The sequence below is a fragment of the Pseudomonas sp. JZ134 genome (assembly GCF_051027695.1).
Taxonomy (GTDB): Bacteria; Pseudomonadota; Gammaproteobacteria; order Pseudomonadales; family Pseudomonadaceae; genus Chryseomonas; species Chryseomonas luteola.
In genome coordinates this window covers 381,901-400,634 of the sequence record NZ_CP069250.1, presented here as the reverse complement: position 1 = coordinate 400,634, position 18,734 = coordinate 381,901, and the positions used below count along the sequence as shown (strand labels likewise).

Annotated in this window: 14 protein-coding genes; 6 read left to right on the top strand and 8 right to left on the bottom strand. The window is 54.5% G+C overall.

The features are described from left to right. Nucleotides 1-116: 116 nt before the first annotated feature. Genes JQR86_RS01770 through glcD form a run of 5 tightly spaced genes read right to left on the bottom strand, consistent with a single transcriptional unit; the run spans nucleotide 117 to nucleotide 6,543 of the window. The gene (locus JQR86_RS01770) at nucleotides 117-2,291 is read right to left on the bottom strand and encodes a malate synthase G (protein WP_150348564.1); all 2,175 of its coding nucleotides are present in this window, start codon (nucleotides 2,289-2,291) and stop codon (nucleotides 117-119) included. Nucleotides 2,292-2,320: 29 nt separating this feature from the next. Next, entirely contained in the window at nucleotides 2,321-2,728 is a 408-nt protein-coding gene (locus JQR86_RS01765) for a heme-binding protein (protein WP_010795999.1), read from the bottom strand. Then, nucleotides 2,697-3,977, bottom strand: a complete 1,281-nt coding sequence (gene glcF, locus JQR86_RS01760) for a glycolate oxidase subunit GlcF (protein ID WP_434154218.1) — start codon at nucleotides 3,975-3,977, stop codon at nucleotides 2,697-2,699. The genes JQR86_RS01765 and glcF overlap by 32 nt, the downstream gene beginning before the upstream one ends. Beyond that, on the bottom strand, nucleotides 3,977-5,035 hold the full coding sequence (glcE, locus tag JQR86_RS01755) for a glycolate oxidase subunit GlcE (protein WP_312509383.1): 1,059 nt from the start codon (nucleotides 5,033-5,035) through the stop codon (nucleotides 3,977-3,979). The genes glcF and glcE overlap by 1 nt, the downstream gene beginning before the upstream one ends. Nucleotides 5,036-5,043: 8 nt before the next feature. Further along, entirely contained in the window at nucleotides 5,044-6,543 is a 1,500-nt protein-coding gene (gene glcD / locus JQR86_RS01750) for a glycolate oxidase subunit GlcD (protein WP_434154217.1), read from the bottom strand. Nucleotides 6,544-6,777: 234 nt separating this feature from the next. Between glcD and glcC the strand changes: the two genes are divergently transcribed. From glcC to JQR86_RS01720, 6 genes are all read left to right on the top strand, one after another. Further along, nucleotides 6,778-7,551: a transcriptional regulator GlcC gene (gene glcC, locus JQR86_RS01745; RefSeq protein ID WP_010796003.1), complete on the top strand. Its 774-nt coding sequence runs from the start codon at nucleotides 6,778-6,780 to the stop codon at nucleotides 7,549-7,551. 115 nt (nucleotides 7,552-7,666) lie between these two features. Further along, a complete protein-coding gene (locus tag JQR86_RS01740) occupies nucleotides 7,667-9,745 on the top strand; it encodes a type VI secretion system tip protein VgrG (RefSeq protein WP_434154216.1) in 2,079 nt (692 codons plus the stop codon). Continuing rightward, nucleotides 9,742-10,563 (top strand): DUF4123 domain-containing protein, encoded by an 822-nt coding sequence (locus JQR86_RS01735; protein ID WP_434154215.1) that lies wholly within the window; start codon nucleotides 9,742-9,744, stop codon nucleotides 10,561-10,563. The genes JQR86_RS01740 and JQR86_RS01735 overlap by 4 nt, the downstream gene beginning before the upstream one ends. A 5-nt stretch (nucleotides 10,564-10,568) precedes the next feature. After that, nucleotides 10,569-11,396 (top strand): hypothetical protein, encoded by an 828-nt coding sequence (locus tag JQR86_RS01730; RefSeq protein ID WP_434154214.1) that lies wholly within the window; start codon nucleotides 10,569-10,571, stop codon nucleotides 11,394-11,396. A gap of 4 nt (nucleotides 11,397-11,400) precedes the next feature. After that, nucleotides 11,401-13,539, top strand: a complete 2,139-nt coding sequence (locus tag JQR86_RS01725; RefSeq protein ID WP_434154213.1) for a lipase family protein — start codon at nucleotides 11,401-11,403, stop codon at nucleotides 13,537-13,539. 416 nt (nucleotides 13,540-13,955) lie between these two features. Continuing rightward, the gene (locus tag JQR86_RS01720) at nucleotides 13,956-14,729 is read left to right on the top strand and encodes a PoNe immunity protein domain-containing protein (RefSeq protein WP_434154212.1); all 774 of its coding nucleotides are present in this window, start codon (nucleotides 13,956-13,958) and stop codon (nucleotides 14,727-14,729) included. 336 nt (nucleotides 14,730-15,065) lie between these two features. Here JQR86_RS01720 and aldA read toward each other — a convergent pair whose 3' ends face one another. From aldA to JQR86_RS01705, 3 genes are read right to left on the bottom strand one after another with little or no spacing between them, the layout of a single operon-like run. After that, entirely contained in the window at nucleotides 15,066-16,493 is a 1,428-nt protein-coding gene (gene aldA / locus JQR86_RS01715; RefSeq protein WP_434154211.1) for an aldehyde dehydrogenase, read from the bottom strand. 17 nt (nucleotides 16,494-16,510) lie between these two features. Beyond that, nucleotides 16,511-17,311: an HpcH/HpaI aldolase family protein gene (locus tag JQR86_RS01710; protein ID WP_074826895.1), complete on the bottom strand. Its 801-nt coding sequence runs from the start codon at nucleotides 17,309-17,311 to the stop codon at nucleotides 16,511-16,513. Between the two features lie 31 nt (nucleotides 17,312-17,342). Beyond that, nucleotides 17,343-18,713, bottom strand: coding sequence for an MFS transporter (locus tag JQR86_RS01705; RefSeq protein ID WP_434154210.1), 1,371 nt, complete (start codon nucleotides 18,711-18,713; stop codon nucleotides 17,343-17,345). Between the last annotated feature and the right edge of the window lie 21 nt (nucleotides 18,714-18,734).

Sequence of the window (18,734 nt, the reverse complement as noted above, 5' to 3'; positions counted from 1 at the left end):
CACGCCAAAAGGGCCATAGGTTCATGATGCGACCAGATAGTCAGCTTCGGTCACCCACCCGATCCTTGTTTGAGCCAACAAAAAAGGGACGCTGTTAGCGTCCCTTTTCAAGGTTCTTACAAGCCTGCCTTGGCTTTCAATCGCCACTCGTGAAGCAGCGGTTCGGTATAACCGTTGGGCTGTTCGCGTCCCTTTAGAACCAGGTCCCGGGCGGCCCGGAAGGCATAGGACGTTTCGAAGTTGGGCGCCATGGGACGATACAGGGAGTCACCTGCGTTTTGCTCATCCACGATACGGGCCATCCGCTGCAACGTTTCGATCACCTGTGCCTGATTGGTTACGCCGTGGCGCAACCAATTGGCAATATGCTGACTGGAGATACGCAGTGTGGCGCGGTCTTCCATCAGGCCGACGTTATGGATATCCGGCACCTTGGAACAGCCGACGCCCTGGTCTACCCAGCGCACGACATAACCCAGAATGCCCTGGGCGTTGTTGTCCAGCTCCTGCTGAATCTCTTCGGCAGACCAGTTGGCAGACTCGACAACTGGAATGGTCAGCAAATCGTTCAGAATGCTGTCACGGGCGGCGTTGACATCGACCTGCTCCAGTTCTTGCTGGATCGCCTGCACATCGACCTGATGGTAGTGCAGCGCATGCAGGGTCGCAGCCGTAGGCGATGGCACCCAGGCGGTATTGGCGCCAGCTTTAGGATGACCAATCTTTTGCTCCAGCATGGCGGCCATGAGGTCAGGCATGGCCCACATGCCCTTACCGATTTGGGCGCGGCCACGCAGCCCGCAGGACAAACCAACCAGGACGTTGTTGCGCTCGTAGGCGGCGATCCACTTGCTTCCTTTCATGTCGCCCTTGCGCAACATCGCGCCCGCTTCCATGCTGGTGTGCATCTCGTCACCGGTGCGATCCAGGAAACCGGTATTGATAAAGGCCACGCGGGAAGCCGCCTCGGCAATACAGGCCTTGAGGTTGACGCTGGTACGGCGCTCCTCATCCATGATACCCATCTTGATCGTGTCGGCAGGCAGTCCCAGCATGGACTCGACCCGTCCAAACAATTCAGCCGCAAAAGCCACTTCCTTCGGTCCGTGCATCTTTGGCTTCACGATATAAATGGAGCCGGTACGGGAGTTGCCACGGCGCGCCAGATCATGCAGGGCGATGGTCACGGTCATCACCGCATCCATGATGCCTTCAGGAATCTCCTGACCATCGGCATACAGAATGGCCGGGTTGGTCATCAGGTGACCGACATTACGTACGAACAGAAGCGAGCGGCCGTGCAGCGACAGGCTCTCACCGTTGGCCGCCGTATACTCACGGTCCGGGTTGAGCGTACGCGTGAAACGCTTGTCACCCTTGGTCACCTCTTCGGCCAGATCACCCTTCATCAGGCCCAGCCAGTTACGGTAAGCCAGGACCTTGTCCTGTGCATCCACAGCAGTAATCGAGTCCTCCAGATCCATGATGGTGCTGACGGCCGACTCCATCAGGATGTCCTTCACACCAGCACAGTCGGTCTGGCCGATCTGGGAGTGACGATCGATCTGAATTTCAAAATGCAGACCGTTGTGCTTGAGCAAAATGGCCGATGGTTCGGATGCATCGCCCTGATAGCCGATAAAGGCTGACGGATCGGCCAACTCGCAGGCCCCATTCTTCATGTCTACCACGAGACGGCCGCCGTCGACCCGGTAGCGCGTTGCCTCTTTATGGGAGCCTTTGGCCAACGGAACGGTTCGGTCCAGGAAGTCGCGGGCGTACGCGATAACCTTGGCTCCGCGAGCGGGGTTGTAGCCCTTGGCCTTCTCGGCGCCGTCGTCCTCTGGAATGGCATCGGTGCCGTAGAGTGCATCGTAAAGCGAGCCCCAGCGCGCATTCGCAGCGTTCAGGGCATAACGCGCATTGAGCACCGGTACAACCAGCTGCGGACCAGCCTGCTGCGCGATTTCAGTATCGACATTGGCTGTGGTCGCCTGGACCTTCTCCGGCTGCGGCAGCAGGTAGCCAATCGACTCCAAAAAGCGGCGGTAGGTCGCCATGTCCTTGATCGGGCCGGGATTGGTAAGATGCCAGTCATCCAGCTTTGCCTGGATCTGATCACGCTCGGCCAGCAGTGCCTGGTTACGCGGTGCCAGGTCATGCACCAGAGCATCGAAGCCCTGCCAGAAAGCAGCGCTATCGATTCCCGTACCGGGCAACACTTGCTCCTCGACAAAGCGATGCAAGGAGGTGGCTACCTGTAAGCGATGGCAAGAAGTGCGTTGAGTCATGTCGTAATCCCTGTGTTCTTCTTATCGGTTCAACCCAAAACAGCCGCAGCACCCGCTTTGGCCACCTGTGCATCCTGATCGGCCTTGACGCCTGAAACGCCTACCGCGCCGACAACCTGTCCCTCGACCATGACCGGTACACCACCCTCCAGCATGCCAGCCAACACCGGCGCGGATAGAAAGGCAGTGCGTCCGCCGTTGATCATGTCTTCAAACCCTTTGGACTCACGGCGCCCCAGGGCTGCGGTCCGGGCTTTTTCCGTAGAGATGTAGCCGCTGGTTGGCGCGGCATTGTCGAGCCTGAGCAGCGCCAGCGGATGTCCGCCATCGTCCACTACCGCAATGGAGACGGCCCACTGGTTGCGCTCGGCCTCGGCGCGTGCGGCCTCCAGGATGCGATTCACTTCAGTGACGGTCAGGACGGCTTTGCTTTGCATGCAGATTCTCCACGTGAGGATGGTAGGGTTCGGAGTTCAGAGCGGCATCGACAATCTCGATCCAATGTCGGACCGGTGTACGACTAACACCGCCCAGATGGGTCTGGCAACCAATATTGGCGGTAACGATCAGATCGGGCTGCCCGCTCTCGAGCGCGGCGAGCTTGTTGTCTCGCAGCTGACGAGACAGCTCCGGCTGGGTGAGCGAATAGGTGCCGGCAGAGCCGCAGCACAGATGTGCGTCCGGCACTGGCGCCAGCGTATAGCCTAGACGCTGCAAGACCTCCTCTACAGCGCCGCCCAGCTTCTGGGCATGTTGTAGGGTACAGGGGCAATGAAAGGCCAACCGGTGATCCGCACTCACCACCAGCCGCTCCAACGGCTCGGCACGAACCACCTCGACGATATCCTTTGCCAGTTCGGATACCCGGCGGGCCTTGGCGGCATAGGCGGAATCATCCTTCAGCAGATGACCGTAATCCTTGACGAATGCGCCGCAACCGCTGGCCGTCTGCACAATTGCCTCCGCGCCTGCTTCCACGGCAGGCCACCAGGCATCGATATTGCGGCGGGCACGGTCAAGTCCGTCATGCTGGGCATTAAGGTGAAACTCAACGGCGCCGCAGCATCCTGCTCGCGGCGCATCGACCACGCTAATCCCCAAGCGATCCAGCACCCGCGCCGTTGCAGCGTTGATGTTGGGCGATAGTCCTGGTTGAACACAGCCCTCCAGCATCAACACGTGTCGCTCATGACGTACCGCCGGTCGCTCTCCCGCGGGGAGCGGATCGGCAGGAAGCTTGCTCTTTAGCGCATCCGGTAAGAGTGGGCGCAGTGTTTGCCCTGCACCCGCCAGCGCCTTGAATAACGCAGGACGCGGTAGCACGGCGCGCAAGCCGGCCCGCAGGAGGCGCTCACTCATGGGGCGAGGCACGCGGCGCTCCAGCTCGGCACGACCGATATCCAGCAGATTGTGATAAGTCACGCCGGACGGACAGGTCGTCTCACAGTTGCGGCAGGTCAGACAGCGGTCCAGGTGCAGCTGTGTTTTCGTTGTTACGGGTCCGCCTTCCAGCATCTGCTTGATCAGGTAGATACGCCCGCGGGGCCCATCCAGCTCATCGCCCAACAGCTGATAGGTCGGGCAGGTCGCGTTGCAGAAGCCGCAGTGTACGCAGCTACGCAGTACGCGTTCGGCCTCCGCTGCCTGCGGTAGGCGACGTGCTTCTTCACTTAGTATTGTTTGCATTACAGCTCCGCATACAGTCGACCAGGATTGAACAGCCCATGCGGGTCCATTTGCTGCTTGAGCTGACGCTGATATTTGAGAAGCGCAGGTGCCAGTGGGTGGAATGGCTCGCGCGTGATATCAGGCGTGAAACAGGTGGCATGCCCCCCGACCTGCTCGACAAGAGGCCTGAGCGTGGCGGCATCCATATCGCTTTTCAGCCACCGCTGGGCACCGCCCCAATCCATCAGGACCGAGCCCGGCAGCTCCAATACAGGGATGTGATTGGGTAGCGACAGGCGCCACAGTGGACGTGGATCAGCGAAAAATTCCAGTCGGTGCTCGCGCAGATTCGTCCAGTACGCAACGGACAGGTCTTCACCTCCAATGCGATCCCGAGCGGCAGCGACAGAACCCTCACCGCCCTCCAGACGAATATGTAATGCGCGGCCATCATGGCAGGCCCCTGCCAGCGGAATGTTCTGGCGCTCCCACTCGGCCAGCTTGCTTAGCGCGCGCGGGGCATCCAGCTCCAACCTTAGACGGGTACACGTCCGCGGCTTGGGCAGAACCTTGAGAGACACCTCGGTGATCAACCCCAGACAACCAAAGCTCCCAGCCAGCAGACGAGACAGGTCATAGCCCGCCACGTTCTTCATGACCTCACCGCCAAAGCGCAGGTGCTTGCCCTCGCCTGTGATGACCCGGGTCCCCAGGACGAAATCCCGCACCGAGCCTACCCAGGGCCGACGCGGGCCGGAAAAGCCCGTCGCAATCATGCCGCCTACCGTCGCGCCCGGGCCGAAATGCGGCGGCTCGCAGGGCAGCATCTGGCCGTTGGCTTCCAGCGCAGCCTCCAACTCAGCCAGTGGAGTGCCTGTCCGTACCGTCACTACAAGCTCAGTGGGATCATAGGTGACGATGCCTCGGTGGGCGCGCACATCGATTTCCATACCGTCTACCGGTCGGCCCAGGTGACGCTTGCTGTCGCCGCCCCGGATGCGTAGCGGCTGACGTTGCTCAATAGCCTGGAGCACTTCGTCCTGAAGCGCCTGAGAAGCATCATGGGAAGCAGTCATGGCGTCCATCAGAAGCGCTCCAGTTCAGGAAAAGGCAGCTTGCCGTGATGTACATGCATGCCGCCAAACTCAGCGCAGCGGTGCAGTGTCGGCACGTTCTTGCCCGGGTTGAGCAATCCCTTCTCATCAAAGGCTTTCTTGACGGCGTGAAATAACATCAATTCATCAGGCTTGAACTGCGTACACATGGAGTTGATCTTTTCTCGCCCTACGCCGTGCTCACCGGTGATGCTGCCACCTACCTCCACACACAGATCGAGGATCTTGCCGCCCAGCTCTTCTGCGCGCTCAAGTTCGCCCGGCTGATTGGCATCAAACAGGATCAGCGGATGCATGTTGCCGTCCCCGGCATGGAAGACATTGGCAACCCGCAGTCCGTAGTGCTCGGACAGATCCGCAATTCCCTTGAGAACGCCCGGCAATGCACGGCGGGGAATGGTGCCGTCCATGCAGTAGTAATCGGGAGAAATCCGGCCTACTGCCGGGAATGCGTTTTTGCGGCCTGCCCAGAATTTCTGCCGCTCGGCCTCGTCCCGGGCTAGCCGAATCTCGGCAGCTCCGGCCCGAGCCAGGACATCACGAACGCAATCGCAGTCAGCATGAACGTCAGACTCCACCCCATCCAGCTCACACAGGAGGATAGCCTCAGCGTCCACCGGATAGCCTGCATGGATGAAATCTTCCGCCGCTCGAATGGAGAGGTTATCCATCATTTCCAGACCGCCAGGAATGATGCCTGCAGCGATAATATCGCCGACTGCTCGACCGGCTTTTTCAATATTGTCGAAGCTGGCCATCAACACCTTGGCCGTTTGTGGCTTGGGCAGAAGCTTGACGGTCACCTCCACCACCACGCCTAGAAGCCCTTCCGAACCTGTGAACAAGGCCAGCAGATCAAATCCGGGCGTGTCGAGCGCCTCACTACCCAGGGTCAGACGCTCTCCCTCAATGGTCACAATGTCGACCTTCAGGATGTTGTGAACCGTAAGACCATACTTCAGGCAGTGCACGCCCCCTGCGTTCTCAGCCACATTGCCGCCAATGGAACAGGCGATCTGGGAGGACGGGTCCGGGGCGTAATACAGCCCGTAAGGATTGGCTGCCTGGGAAATCGCCAGGTTGCGCACGCCGGGCTGAACCCGTGCACGGCGCGCATCCGGGTCAACCTCAAGGATCCGATTGAATTTCGCCATGACCAGTAGCACGCCCTGCTCCAGCGGCAGAGCGCCACCGGAAAGCCCCGTTCCTGCCCCTCGGGCGACGACCGGGACGTTACGCTCATAACAAAGCCGCATTAGGGTCTGCACTTGCTCAATAGTGCTTGGGAGTACGACGGCCATAGGCGTCGTGCGGTATGCCGACAAGCCGTCGCACTCGTAGGGTTTCAGGTCTTCGCGTGCGTGGAGGATCTGAACGCCGGGCAGCGCTGCCTCCAGTGCCTTAATCAGACTGGCCTTGTCGACCTTGGGCAGTACGCCATCGACGCGTTCGTCATACAGGATATTCATTGCCAGAGTACCGATCTTGTTGTTTTTGTGCCGGAGGGCATGGGCCTTTCAAGGCTACGTGCTTTTCTTTTACTCCCCGTTTGCCAAGACGTCTATGCCACTAAAAGCTGGTCAGACCAGTTTTTCAATACTCAGTCTTAGCCGAAAGTCTTAGCCCCACAGGCGCCATGCACCTTGACGAAAGACCAGGCACTCATGCCCACTAAGTCTTTACCAACTGGTCAGACCAGAGCCATGAGCACTCTTGAAGTCACCAAGCGAAGACAGGTTGCCGATGCTGTAAGCGAGCAGATCGAACGGCTGATCGTTGATGGCGTATTAAAGGTCGGGCAAGCCCTGCCCTCCGAGCGTCGCCTGTGCGACAAGCTGGGGGTTTCGCGGGCGGCCCTGCGTGAAGGACTCGGTGTGCTGAGAGCAAGGGGCATCATTGAAACCAGCCAGGGCCGCGGCTCCTTTGTAGCTCGCCTCAGCGCCTCGAATGACACCAGCCCACTGCTGCACCTGTTTGGCAGTCAACCCCGTACGCTCTTCGACCTGCTCGAAGTGCGCGCCCTGCTCGAAGGAGAAGCCGCCCGGTTGGCAGCCTTGCGCGGTACAGAGGCGGACTTTGTGTTGATTGGCCGGCGTTATCAGGCGCTGTGCGAGGCTTGTGAAAACCCGGAAGCGTTGGACGCAGATACCCATGCCCGATTGGACCATGCGTTTCATCTCGCCATCAGCGAGGCGTCACACAATCCCGTCCTGGTGCATACCCTCCAGTCGTTGAATGATCTGCTGCTCGGATCGGTGTTTGCCTGTATAGCCAACCTCTATCACCGCCCGCCGCAACGCAGGCAGATCGACCGCCAGCACACCCGCCTCTATCAGACTGTTACCCAGCGTTTGCCCGATCAGGCCCGCCGCGCGGCGCTCGACCATATCCACAGCATTCGTGACAATCTGCGGGAGATCGAACAGGAAGAGCAACGTCTGGTTCGCGCAACAATGCGGCTGGAGGGATGGGTCTAACCATTCGGGCAGGTTTATTGCCCTATAGCCATTATTGCGACACAGTTCACGGTAATGTGCGGTCTAGTTCGGCACTCTCCGCGCCCTGTTCTTCAAGGAAAGAAGGCTCAGCAGGATGCTGGACGCAAATGAAAGCCATATCACCCTTTCGCTCGAAGGCCTGTCAACAGACCTGCAGGTCCTGAGCTTTGAAGGCCACGAAGCCCTCAATCAGACGTATCGTTTCGATATCGAGCTTGTCAGCGAACAGCCTGATCTCGATCTGGAAAGCCTGCTGCACAAGCCGGCCTACCTTGCTTTTGGCCCTAGCGGCTGCGGTGTTCACGGACTTATTTACCGTGCCGCTCAAGGCGACTCGGGCAAGCGCCTGACGCGCTACCGTGTCAGCCTTGTGCCTCAACTGGCCTACCTGGCGCACCGCGTCAATCAGCGTATCTTTCAGCAGCTTACCGTCCCCAAGATCATCGAAGCGATCCTCAAGGAACACGGCTTGTTTGAAGGAGCCTACCGCTTCCAGCTCGGCAAGACGGTCTATCCACCGAGGGACTACTGTGTTCAATACGATGAGAGCGATCTGCATTTCATCCAGCGTCTCTGCGAAGAAGAAGGCCTGAGCTACCACTTTCAACACAGCGGCAGTGGGCATGTGCTCATCTTTGGGGATGATCAGACGGTTTTCCCCAAACTCTCATCTGTGCCTTATCAGCAAGACTCTGGCTTAGCGGCTCAGCATGAAGTCGTTCGCCGCTTCGGTGTACGGTTGGCGACGCGAACCAGCCGTGTTACACGCCGTGATTACGATTTTGAAAAGCCACGCCTCTTGATGGAAGCGGCTTACAAGGGTTCATCTTCTTCTCCAGATCTGGAAGATTATGACTATCCGGGCCACTTTACTGACCGTACCCGGGGCAAACATCTTTCCCAGCGTGCACTGGAGCGCCATCAGTCCGACTCGCAGCTGGCAGAGGGGCAAAGCGACGCAGGCTTGGTCAGCGGGCATTTTCTCCCCTTAGCCAACCATCCACGTACATCTTGGAATGCCCTCTGGCTCATCCGGGAAGTCTTTCATGAGGGTCGTCAGCCTCAGGTATTAGAAGAGTCTGTCACCAGTGACGTCTCCAAAGAGGATGGTTTCACTCAGGGCTACCGCAACCGCTTTACCGCTACCCCATGGGATATCCCCTACCGCCCGGCTTTTGAGCATCCCAAGCCCGCTGTTTTGGGAAGTCAGACGGCCGTCGTGACAGGTCCCCAAGGCGAAGAAATCCATTGCGATGAATACGGTCGCGTAAAGGTCCAGTTTCACTGGGATCGCGAAGGCCAAGCCAACGAGCAGACCAGTTGCTGGCTCCGTGTCGCCAGTAATTGGGCGGGTGACCGCTACGGCGGCATCGCCATTCCCCGTATCGGGATGGAAGTGCTGGTGACGTTTCTCGAGGCTGACCCTGACCAGCCCCTGATCACCGGCTGCCTTTATCACAAGGAGAACGTCGTCCCGTACGACCTGCCCGCCAACAAGACGCGCACCGTCTTCAAAACACTCAGCACACCGGGCGGTGGTGGGTATAACGAACTTCGCATCGAAGACAAGAAAGGTCAGGAACAGATCTATATCCACGCCCAGCGGGACTGGGACGAGAATATAGAGAACGACCAGAAAATCCGCGTCGGTCATGAGCGCCACGACCGTATCGAGGCGAATAGCTATACGGAATTCAAGGCCGAAGAGCACCACACCACAGACTTGGACCGTAAAACCGAGATCAAGGCCAATGACCACCTCACGGTGGGCCAGAATCAGCACATCAAGCTGGGTAATGGGCAGTACATCGAGACCGGTAATGAGATCTACTTGTATGCCGGAAGCAAGGTCGTTATCGAAGCCGGGCTTGAACTGACCGCCAAGGCAGGCGGCGCCTTCATCAAGCTCGACCCCAGCGGCGTTACGTTGATGGGGGCAGCGGTAAACATCAACTCAGGCGGAAGCCCTGGTGTCGGCTCCGGCATTCAGATCCTGAGGCCCCTTGTTCCATGGGCAGCGGATAGTGATAAGGCGGGGAAACCACCCAAGCTAGCACTAGCCAATGTACAACTGCAAATGGCTATAAGGGCTCGGCAGTTAGGTGCAAGCCGTTGCCCAATATGCGAGGCGTGTCGTGAAGGTGTGTGTGAAATAGGACATTCAGCAAGATGAGCCCCGTCTATTCGTGGATCCAAACCCAAACAAATAAGCAGCGATCGCTTTATTTAATTATTGACTCATTAGCCGAACCTAACCCTATACCGGAGCTATTCGGCTCAGGGGGCATCAAGGAATACGCCAATCTTTACCAGGGTACGTCTTATGAAGAGCTTTCTGCCATCGCGCCTTGGCTAATCAGAATTGAAGACATGAGCAACGTAGCTATTCAACGTCTAATTCAACATCCAGAAAGGGACTGGGGTTGGTTAGCCTGTGCAGAATTTCATGAATTTTCTGCTATAAAAAAACACTTACAGGACAGAATAGAAATACATGAAGATGAGCAAATATCCCTTTACCGTTTTCAAGACCCCCGCGTAATAGCTAGAAGCCTCGCCTATTTGAAACGTGAACAAGCTCCTTATCTTCTAGGACCCTTTGAAAGTGTTTTATATTGGCACTCGGAAAAATGGAAAGAATATAACAATCCAAACCCTAGCTTCTCTCAGTTACCAGAACCGCCTTTCCCTTGGCTCTACTCAGAACCAGACGAGACAAAGCAAGAAATTAAAATCCTAAACTTGGAACAGTGGCTATGGGAAAACCAACCAGCCGAAACAACTGAGTTGGCCAAGCAATTACATATACGAACATGGCTGAAAGACTGTTTAGCTAAAGCTGAAATTTACCAATGGAAAGATGCATATCAGCTATTTTTCCTGCTTATGCACAACAGATTAAACCAACTCAATCACCCAGCATGGGAGCCCCTACCAGACGAGCTTCCCTTAGCACACTTTAATCGCTGCCAGAGTTTCTTCAGGCCTTAGGAAAAATGAAAAATTTTATTCTACTTTTAATTCTATCAGCCCTTACATCTTGTTCTTGGGTTGGCACTTTCATAAAGGAAGGCGCTATTAGTAGTGTCAGTTATTCTAGTAGCAAGCACTTTGATCTAACAGGCAAAATCCCTGAAAACTACTCTTTTCAAACTACTGCCTACTACCAACAGAGCGAACCAGCCACCTGCACTTTTTATAGTGTGGGAATGGGTGGCTATGTTCCTCGCACTCACATTGAGCAACATCGAGCAGAATACAAAGACAAGCCACAGGACTTTAGCTATCGGATACCACTGTCGTATCACGAGGCCGGATGCGAAATGAAGTTGGTGAATGTAGATCTAACCGTGTTCGCTAAATACAGTCCCAAAGATGGGGATTTTGGTCGCGATGGTGGACGAATAGGTGTTTATACAAATTTGCCGGAAACAGCTAAGCATTTTCCTGCCAGCGGAAGGCTGAGTTTAAAGGGAAAGTGCATGTGGCTATTTCGGCTAATGGGTAAAAACGACGTATTCACTAAAGGCCTTGTATGTCATGGCGCTGACGAAAACTGGCAAGTACCTGACGACTATGACAAACGTGACGGCGTAGGCACTTCGGTAAGACGCGATGAGCTTGACGGAAAAACCATTAATGTTGAAATCCAAAACTCTAAAGAAGAACGCCCTTACTTCCGGGGTACTTGGTTAAGTACAGAGTCTGGTTGGAAGCCTTGCATTAGAACATCAAAATACGCTCAATGCCAAACTCCGCCTACATTTAGAAAGTTTCGCATGGATGGCCGGGAGTGCACGGTCTACCCAAACTGCACGGAATAAAAACATGGATGAATCATTTGCAAAATTAATTTCCAGCCCGGACCAAAATTGTCCGTTAAAAAAGGCTTGGGTTAGTTTCAGATTAGTTGATGAGTTTGGCCAAGGCGAGCCTTATGCAAACTTATCTTACTCCTTAATAGATAGCCAAGGCAGCGAACATACAGGAACTCTTGACGAGAGAGGATATGCCAAAGTCGAACCTATTTATTGCGGTCCATCCATCCTTAGATTCCATGAAAAATATAAAGGAAATATAGATGTTTGGTACGATGATTTAACCCACCGCCAAGGCTTTGCCCTTCCTATCACACAACTACAAGCTGTAGCTGAGCAAACCCAAAGACGAAACAGTAACCAATTAAGCTCAAACCCGAAACTAGCAGCCAAGGAGAATGCTGAATTTTATCGAGTAGAGGTACGTGATCTAGTGGAGTTTACTAGTCATCTCCCCCCTGCATCGAAGATATTAGCACCACGTCCTTCAATCAGACTTGCATCCAATTCAAATCAGCATGATGGTAAATCTTTTGGCATTGGCCTTGCACCCAATAAACATCATTTATTAGAAATCAAAGCCTTAACAGCTTGGCGACCATTACTCTCTCTAACATCAGAATTTTCAGCGCTTGATGCCTATCAACTCTCATTGCTTACTACTCTAGCTTACTCAGATTTTGGAGAGAAATATGCTGAAGGCCAAAATACACCTCCAATTTATCCTTTCCCTGGCAGCATTGGCTATATCTTAAACAGCAGACTGGCACACATTGAAACTGGCGCATTAAATGAAGAGCCTGCGCGCTTTAAAGACGTTACCCCTTACCATCTTATTTTAGAGGAAGTTCCTTACTCCAAAAGGTTAGAAATCATTCCCTTCGACCCACTCTATTACACAAAAGAAAATGAACAAAAAAAACCTTGGCAGTTGCACAGTCTAAACGACACAAACACTAATACCCAAGCATATATTAGCCATGATGATCGAATGATTTTAATTGGTATCAGGGGTACGCAAGAGTGGCCAGACTTCGCGCGCGATATAGATGCTAAACAAGTCCCTTATGAAGAAGGCATAGGGCAGGCGCACCGCGGATTTTATAAGGCCTTCCTTGCGGTTAAAGAATTTGTAAAGCCTTACCTATTCAACTTTTACTCTGGTCAAAAGATTGTCGTAAACGGCCATAGTTTAGGGGGGGCCATTGCACTTTTATTAGCTGAATGGCTACGTCGAGAGGAACGTAATTATGATGTATTATTGTACACCTACGGCGCACCTCGCGCTGGCGATAAAAAGTTCGTCGAAGGAGCATCCGAACTAATCCATCATCGGCTTGTTAACCATAACGACCCTATTCCAAGTCTCCCTGCAACATGGATGGACACAGACCAGCGAATATTTATCCCTGGAATAGCGGCACTTATTACAGGGGCGACAGGGATAGGCGGCGCGGCATTTTTGGCGGGTGTTGTCAATCTAAAAGGTGACAGCTATCAGCACCACGGGACACTCCATCACTTTCTACCGCTCCCTATTGGCAAAGGGGAAACTACCTCAGTGCTTTGGCAACCGGAATGTTCAGGAATTGAAGAAGCCGGGTGTACTTATTATGCAGCCAACATTAAAAATGACATGCCTGACAGAGCGCTATTCGTTGCACAGCTAGCCTCCATGTCGCAACACTTTACAGTGGCTGGATATGTTCCGGCTTGTCATGCAACGCTGTTACGCTGGAAAGCTAGCGCTGCGCAGGGAGGACAAAGCTTGACCAAACGCGAGCAAGAATGGTTAGAAAAGGAAATCTATAGTTATCAAAAAAACTTAGAGTTATGGGAAAAGCAAGCCTGGCAAAAATATGACGCCCTACACCGACACCAAGAAGTTTCCTTAAGTCTGCGCAGGCAGCAATTCGAACAAGCTATTAGCTTCGCCGCTGCCGAAAGGAGGCGCTTACCCCGTACTTTAGGCCGTATCAGGGAGCTAGCCCAAAAGCCTATTTCGCTTGAAAATGTATACGGATCTCAAATAAATAACCCTATACTTTCTAGTCTAATAAGCCGGTGGCAACAACATGATGAAAACCTACCGTCCAAAACACCTCAACTAGCCTCTATACCTGGACCATATAAACCCAGTTACGTCTAGTTGACCTATAAAAGGCTTAAGCTAACCTCTTCATAAGTGCGGTTAGCTGCCAATTGCTTAACAAGCATATTGGAAACATCGACATATCAAAAAACCAACGTAACGCCAAAGCTATCAGGCGTAAAAAAGTCGTCCGCAAAACTCTTTAACCTCACAAGAGGCTAAATCGCCTACAGCTAAAAAAGTAGAAATACTTTTGCAAATGAGTCATGTCTTCAGTCCGCTTTATCATCCAAGCGGGTCAGCCATGGAGCATGCGGAAGCGGTCCTCAAGATAGTTATGACTCTAAGCACCGATTGCATAAGGCTTTTCATTTCAAAAAAGACGAAATAAAGATAGCCGTTAACAAAAGCAAATGTAAGCCATCTCAAAAGAATGAAAATAACAACAGTTTTAGTCTTGAGGCCTAAAAGTGATGATCAGACAAAGCTTTTTAACTGAAACCTATTATAGCCATATGCATGAGCTCTTAACGGCGGACATTATTAAGCTTGAAAAATCTGAGTTTACTGCTGACTCAATTGAGCAGGCCGACTCACTCAGGGCCATGCTTATGGCTGACAATGAATTTTTTTCATGGGTGTTAAGCTATACGGCTGGCAAAAGAATGTCGGATCTTTCAAGTCAGTTTGAATCAGTAGTTCTTGCCTACGAACGCTACCAAAAAGCACAGGGGTTATTTCAGAGAGACTCCTTAATATCTCCACTAGGCTTGGAAAATTTAGAAGATTATGAGCGCAGCCTCCAGCTTATAAGCATCGCAATATTGATAGGTCGATTAGATTTCTTTGAAAGGCTTGTCAATATTATAGATCCTAGTTATAGATCAGAAGATGCTCTATATGAAGAGATAGTTGGAAAGATCCAGCCTGGCCGAGCTAATTTGGAAGAATGGTATCATGATCAGCCCTATCGAACCTTACTTGATGCTATTGATGCTGAAGATAAACAGTCAGCAGCAAATCTGCTCAGTCAGTACTGTAAAATTTGGTACCCCGCCTTCAAAAGCTGCCCTTGGCATAACAGCCATCTTAGTATGACCTCAACCGAAGGTGCTTACTTCGGTTACTGGGCTTTCGAAGCCGGTGCCGTGGCCTATCTTTATGACATAGATGACAGCCAAATCAGTCACATGGTGTATCCCAAAGATTTGGTCGCTTATGCTCGCAACCAAAAATTAGCTCAATGAACCATAATTCAAGGCTTATGCAGGAGAAACCTTCTTCTGACCAGACTCTTGATCTTTAATAATAGGCAAACTCATTACAAGGTTTCTGCCTAATTATTAAAGGATCAAACAGAGGCAACGACCTGTAAATTACTCGAAGAAAAAGCGCTGCAGCTAAAGCAGGACCGTATGAAGGCACATCTGGCGGTAAATACAGACCCCTATCCGAGATATCCAAGAAGTATGTAGACACACACGGTATACCTTATAACTCTTGATAAATAAAATTTTTTAACACACAAATGAAATTAAGTTCTTCAAATTAAAGATGCCCACCCATTTAGGTGGGCGATCTTATTAGCACTCCATATATACCACCTGCGTATGGGTATATTCATACAACCCATGCTTTCCATCCGCCCCTCCAACCCCTGACTTGCGTACGCCTGCATGGAAGCCTTGCATGGCTTCGAAGTTTTCGCGGTTGATGTAGGTTTCGCCAAAATCAATTTCGCGGCAGGCTTGCATGGCTTTGCTCAGGCTGCGGGTATAGACGGATGAGGTCAGGCCGTATTCGGAGTTGTTTGCCAGGGCAATGGCTTCGTCCAGGCTGTCGACGATCTGGATTGGTAGGACGGGACCAAAGATCTCCTCACGCATGATGGTCATGTCTTCGCGGCAGCCAGCCAGCACGGTGGGTTCGTAATGAAACCCTTGGGGGAGGTCTGCGACCTTGCCACCAGAGATGACTGTAGCGCCCTGGTTGACTGCCGTACGCACGCGTTCGGCAACCTTATCGAGCCCGGCCTGGTTGATTAGCGGGCCCATTTCTACCGAGGGGTCGGCAAGCGGATCTCCGTAGCGCGTTTCACTCATGGCGGCACTGACACGTGAGATGAATTCCTCGGCTACGCTACGCTCGACGTATACGCGCTCGGCACAGTTACAGACCTGTCCGGTATTGATGATACGCGAGCCGCGGATGGCGCGGACGGCGAGATCTAAATCAGCGTCGGCCAGCACGATAGCCGGTGCCTTGCCGCCGAGTTCAAGGTTGAGCTTGGTGAGGTTGGGTGCAGCCGACGCCATGATGCGGGAACCCGTAGCCACACTGCCGGTAAAGCTGATCATGTCGATTCCGGCATGGGCGCTGAGCGTTCCCCCGACCTCCCCTGCCCCACTGACGACATTGAACACGCCAGGAGGCAAGTCCGTTTCGGCGACCAGTTTGGCAAATTCGAAGCAATTGATCGGCGTCTCTTCGCTGGGTTTGATGACAATGGTATTGCCCGTTACTAAAGCTGGAGCCATCTTGCGGGCAATGAGGAAGAACGGGAAATTCCAGGGCAGGATGCCGGCGACCACACCCAAGGGCTTACGGAATAGAAAGATGTTTTCGTTGGGCCGGTCGCTGGTGATGATTTCACCTTCAATGCGGCGTGCCCACTCGGCCATGTAATCAATGTAATCAGCCGTGAAGTTGACTTCGACTTCAGCCAAGCCGCTGACCTTGCCCTGCTCCTCAGTGATGATGCGCGCCAGCCGAGGCGCATGCTCGCGGATCTTGGCGGAGATTTTGCGCAAGTACCCAGCGCGCTCTATAGCGGGCTTTTTTGCCCAGGCTTTCTGGGCTGCACGTGCGGCCTCAATGGCGCGGTTTACATCATCGCCATTGGAAGCAGGCACGTCGGTCAATCGCGCACCAGTGGCCGGGTTGAAAACATCAAGGTGCTCGCTGCTGGGCTGAAATGCGCCATTGATGAAGTTCTGATACGGTTGGGTCATGGCCGATTCCTCTTGTTTTAGTAGGTTCGCGAAGGCGCGCTAACGGCCGGGCCTTCCTTATAGCGACGCAGATTATCCAGGGCTGCCTGACGCATCAGGCTGATATCAATGCCCACGGCAATGAACTGGCAGCCCCAGCTCTGGTAGCGGCGAGCGTCATCCTCTTGAGGGGCAAGAATACCGCTGACTTTGCCCGCGGCGCGGGTGGCATCGATGGCGTGCCGGATCTTGGCTTGTACGTCGGGATGACCTGGATTGCCGGGATAGCCCAACCCAGAGGACAGGTCCGCTGGACCGACGAAGACCGCGTCGACGCCCTCTACCGCAGCAATCGCTTCGACGTTCTCGACCCCTTTGGCCGACTCAACCTGTACGATCAGGCAGAGCTCCTCATGGGCAGTAGCCAGGTAATCCGGCACACCATCCCAACGGGTTGCACGGGCCAACCCACCGCCAACCCCGCGAATACCATGGGGTGGATAGCGCATGGCCCGGACCAGCTCACGCGCCTGCTCGGCTGTTTCCACCATAGGCACCATCAGGGTCTGGACGCCGATATCGAGTAGCTGCTTGATCAGCACGCTGTCACCGGTTACGGCCCGTACCACGGGCTGAGTGGCATAGGGTGCGACGGCCTGGAGCTGCGCCAGAATCGTGGGCACGGTATTAGGTGCGTGCTCACCGTCAATGAGCATCCAGTCGTAGCCAAGGCTGGCAATGATTTCCGCCGCGTAGCCTGTAGCAAAGCCGGCCCAGATGCCGTAGGTGGTCTGGTCCTGCTTGAGCGCTGCCTTGAAGGCGTTGTGTGGCATCTGCATAAGAAGTCCTGTTGTGTTGAACGTTAAGGGATCAGTGAGAAGCCAGATGGCCTCCTTTTTCAGGAAGCTTGACGACGAAGAAGTAGCTCGCAGCGCCGAGTAGTGCGATCAGGGCTGCGATGACCAGGGCGAGTGTGAACGAGCCGGTCTGCTGTACGACCATACCGGTCACGACTGGAGCAAAGGCACCGCCGAAATAGCCGCCAAAGTTCTGGATGCTGGCGAGGGAGGCCACCATGCGTGACGGTACAGCCACGCTGACGAGGGACCATGTGCCGGCTACTGCTACATTCAGGCAGAACAGTGCCGCACTGAATAACGCCATGACCGGGACGACGCCCTGGGCATAGGCGCCAAGGACCGTGAAGAAGCCTGCGCCGATCAGGCCGCCGCAGATCGGCCATTTACGGCTGCGGCTGACGCTGGCGCCGCCACGGATCACTCGGTCTACCAGGAGGCCGCCACTGATCACGCCCGCCGCTCCGGCCAGGAACGGAATACTGGCGACCCAGCCCGCGCTGGCAAGGGACAGATGATGGGTTCGCTCCAGATACGCAGGCAGCCATGTCAGGTATAAGGACAACATGTAGATGATGCCGACGTAGCCAAAGACGATGCCCCAGGTCACACGCAGCTTGAAGAGTCCACGCCATTCGGCAAAGGTCATACGGCCCGTGCTGTCACCCTTGGCCATGCCTTCGTCGAGATAGTGTTGTTCCTGCGCGGTAAGGCTGACCTCATCACGGTTGCGGTAGACGGCGTACCAGACAATCGCCACGCCCACGCCCATGACGCCCATGGCTATGAACATTGCCCGCCAGCCCAGGCCCAGAAGCAGCGTGGCGAGAATCGGCTGGGCAATTGCCGGCCCGAGGGAGGACGCCATGTTGAAGATGCCAGACGGCAGCCCTCGCTCCTTAATGTTGAACCACTCGCTGACAACCTTGGCGCCGGCCGGAAATTGAGGGGCCTCGCCGATGCCCAGACCGATACGCGCCAGGATCATGTGGTTCAGGCTACTGAGTAATCCCAGCATGCCTTGGGCAATCGACCAGAGGCAGATCCCCAGGCCCAGGGTCAGACGGGCACCAAAACGGTCGAGAATGCCGCCGATCGGCAGCTGCGCCACGGCATACGCCCAGGAAAAGACGGAGAGCAAAAGCCCCATTTCGGTCGGCGTGAAAGACAGCTCCTGGCTGATGGTCTGGTTAGCGATGGCCAGGGTGCTGCGGTCCAGGTAATTGACGAACCCCGCCAGCACCAGCAGTGTCAGCGCTACCCATTGAATACGCTTGAGCCGGGCACTCTTGACCGGGATCACGGTTTCCCGCGAGGTAGACGCAGTCCCCGTTGTTGCACTCGCTGTTACACCCGTTGTTGCCTGCATATTGTTGTTATTCATCAAGGCTCTCCAGGAATCGAA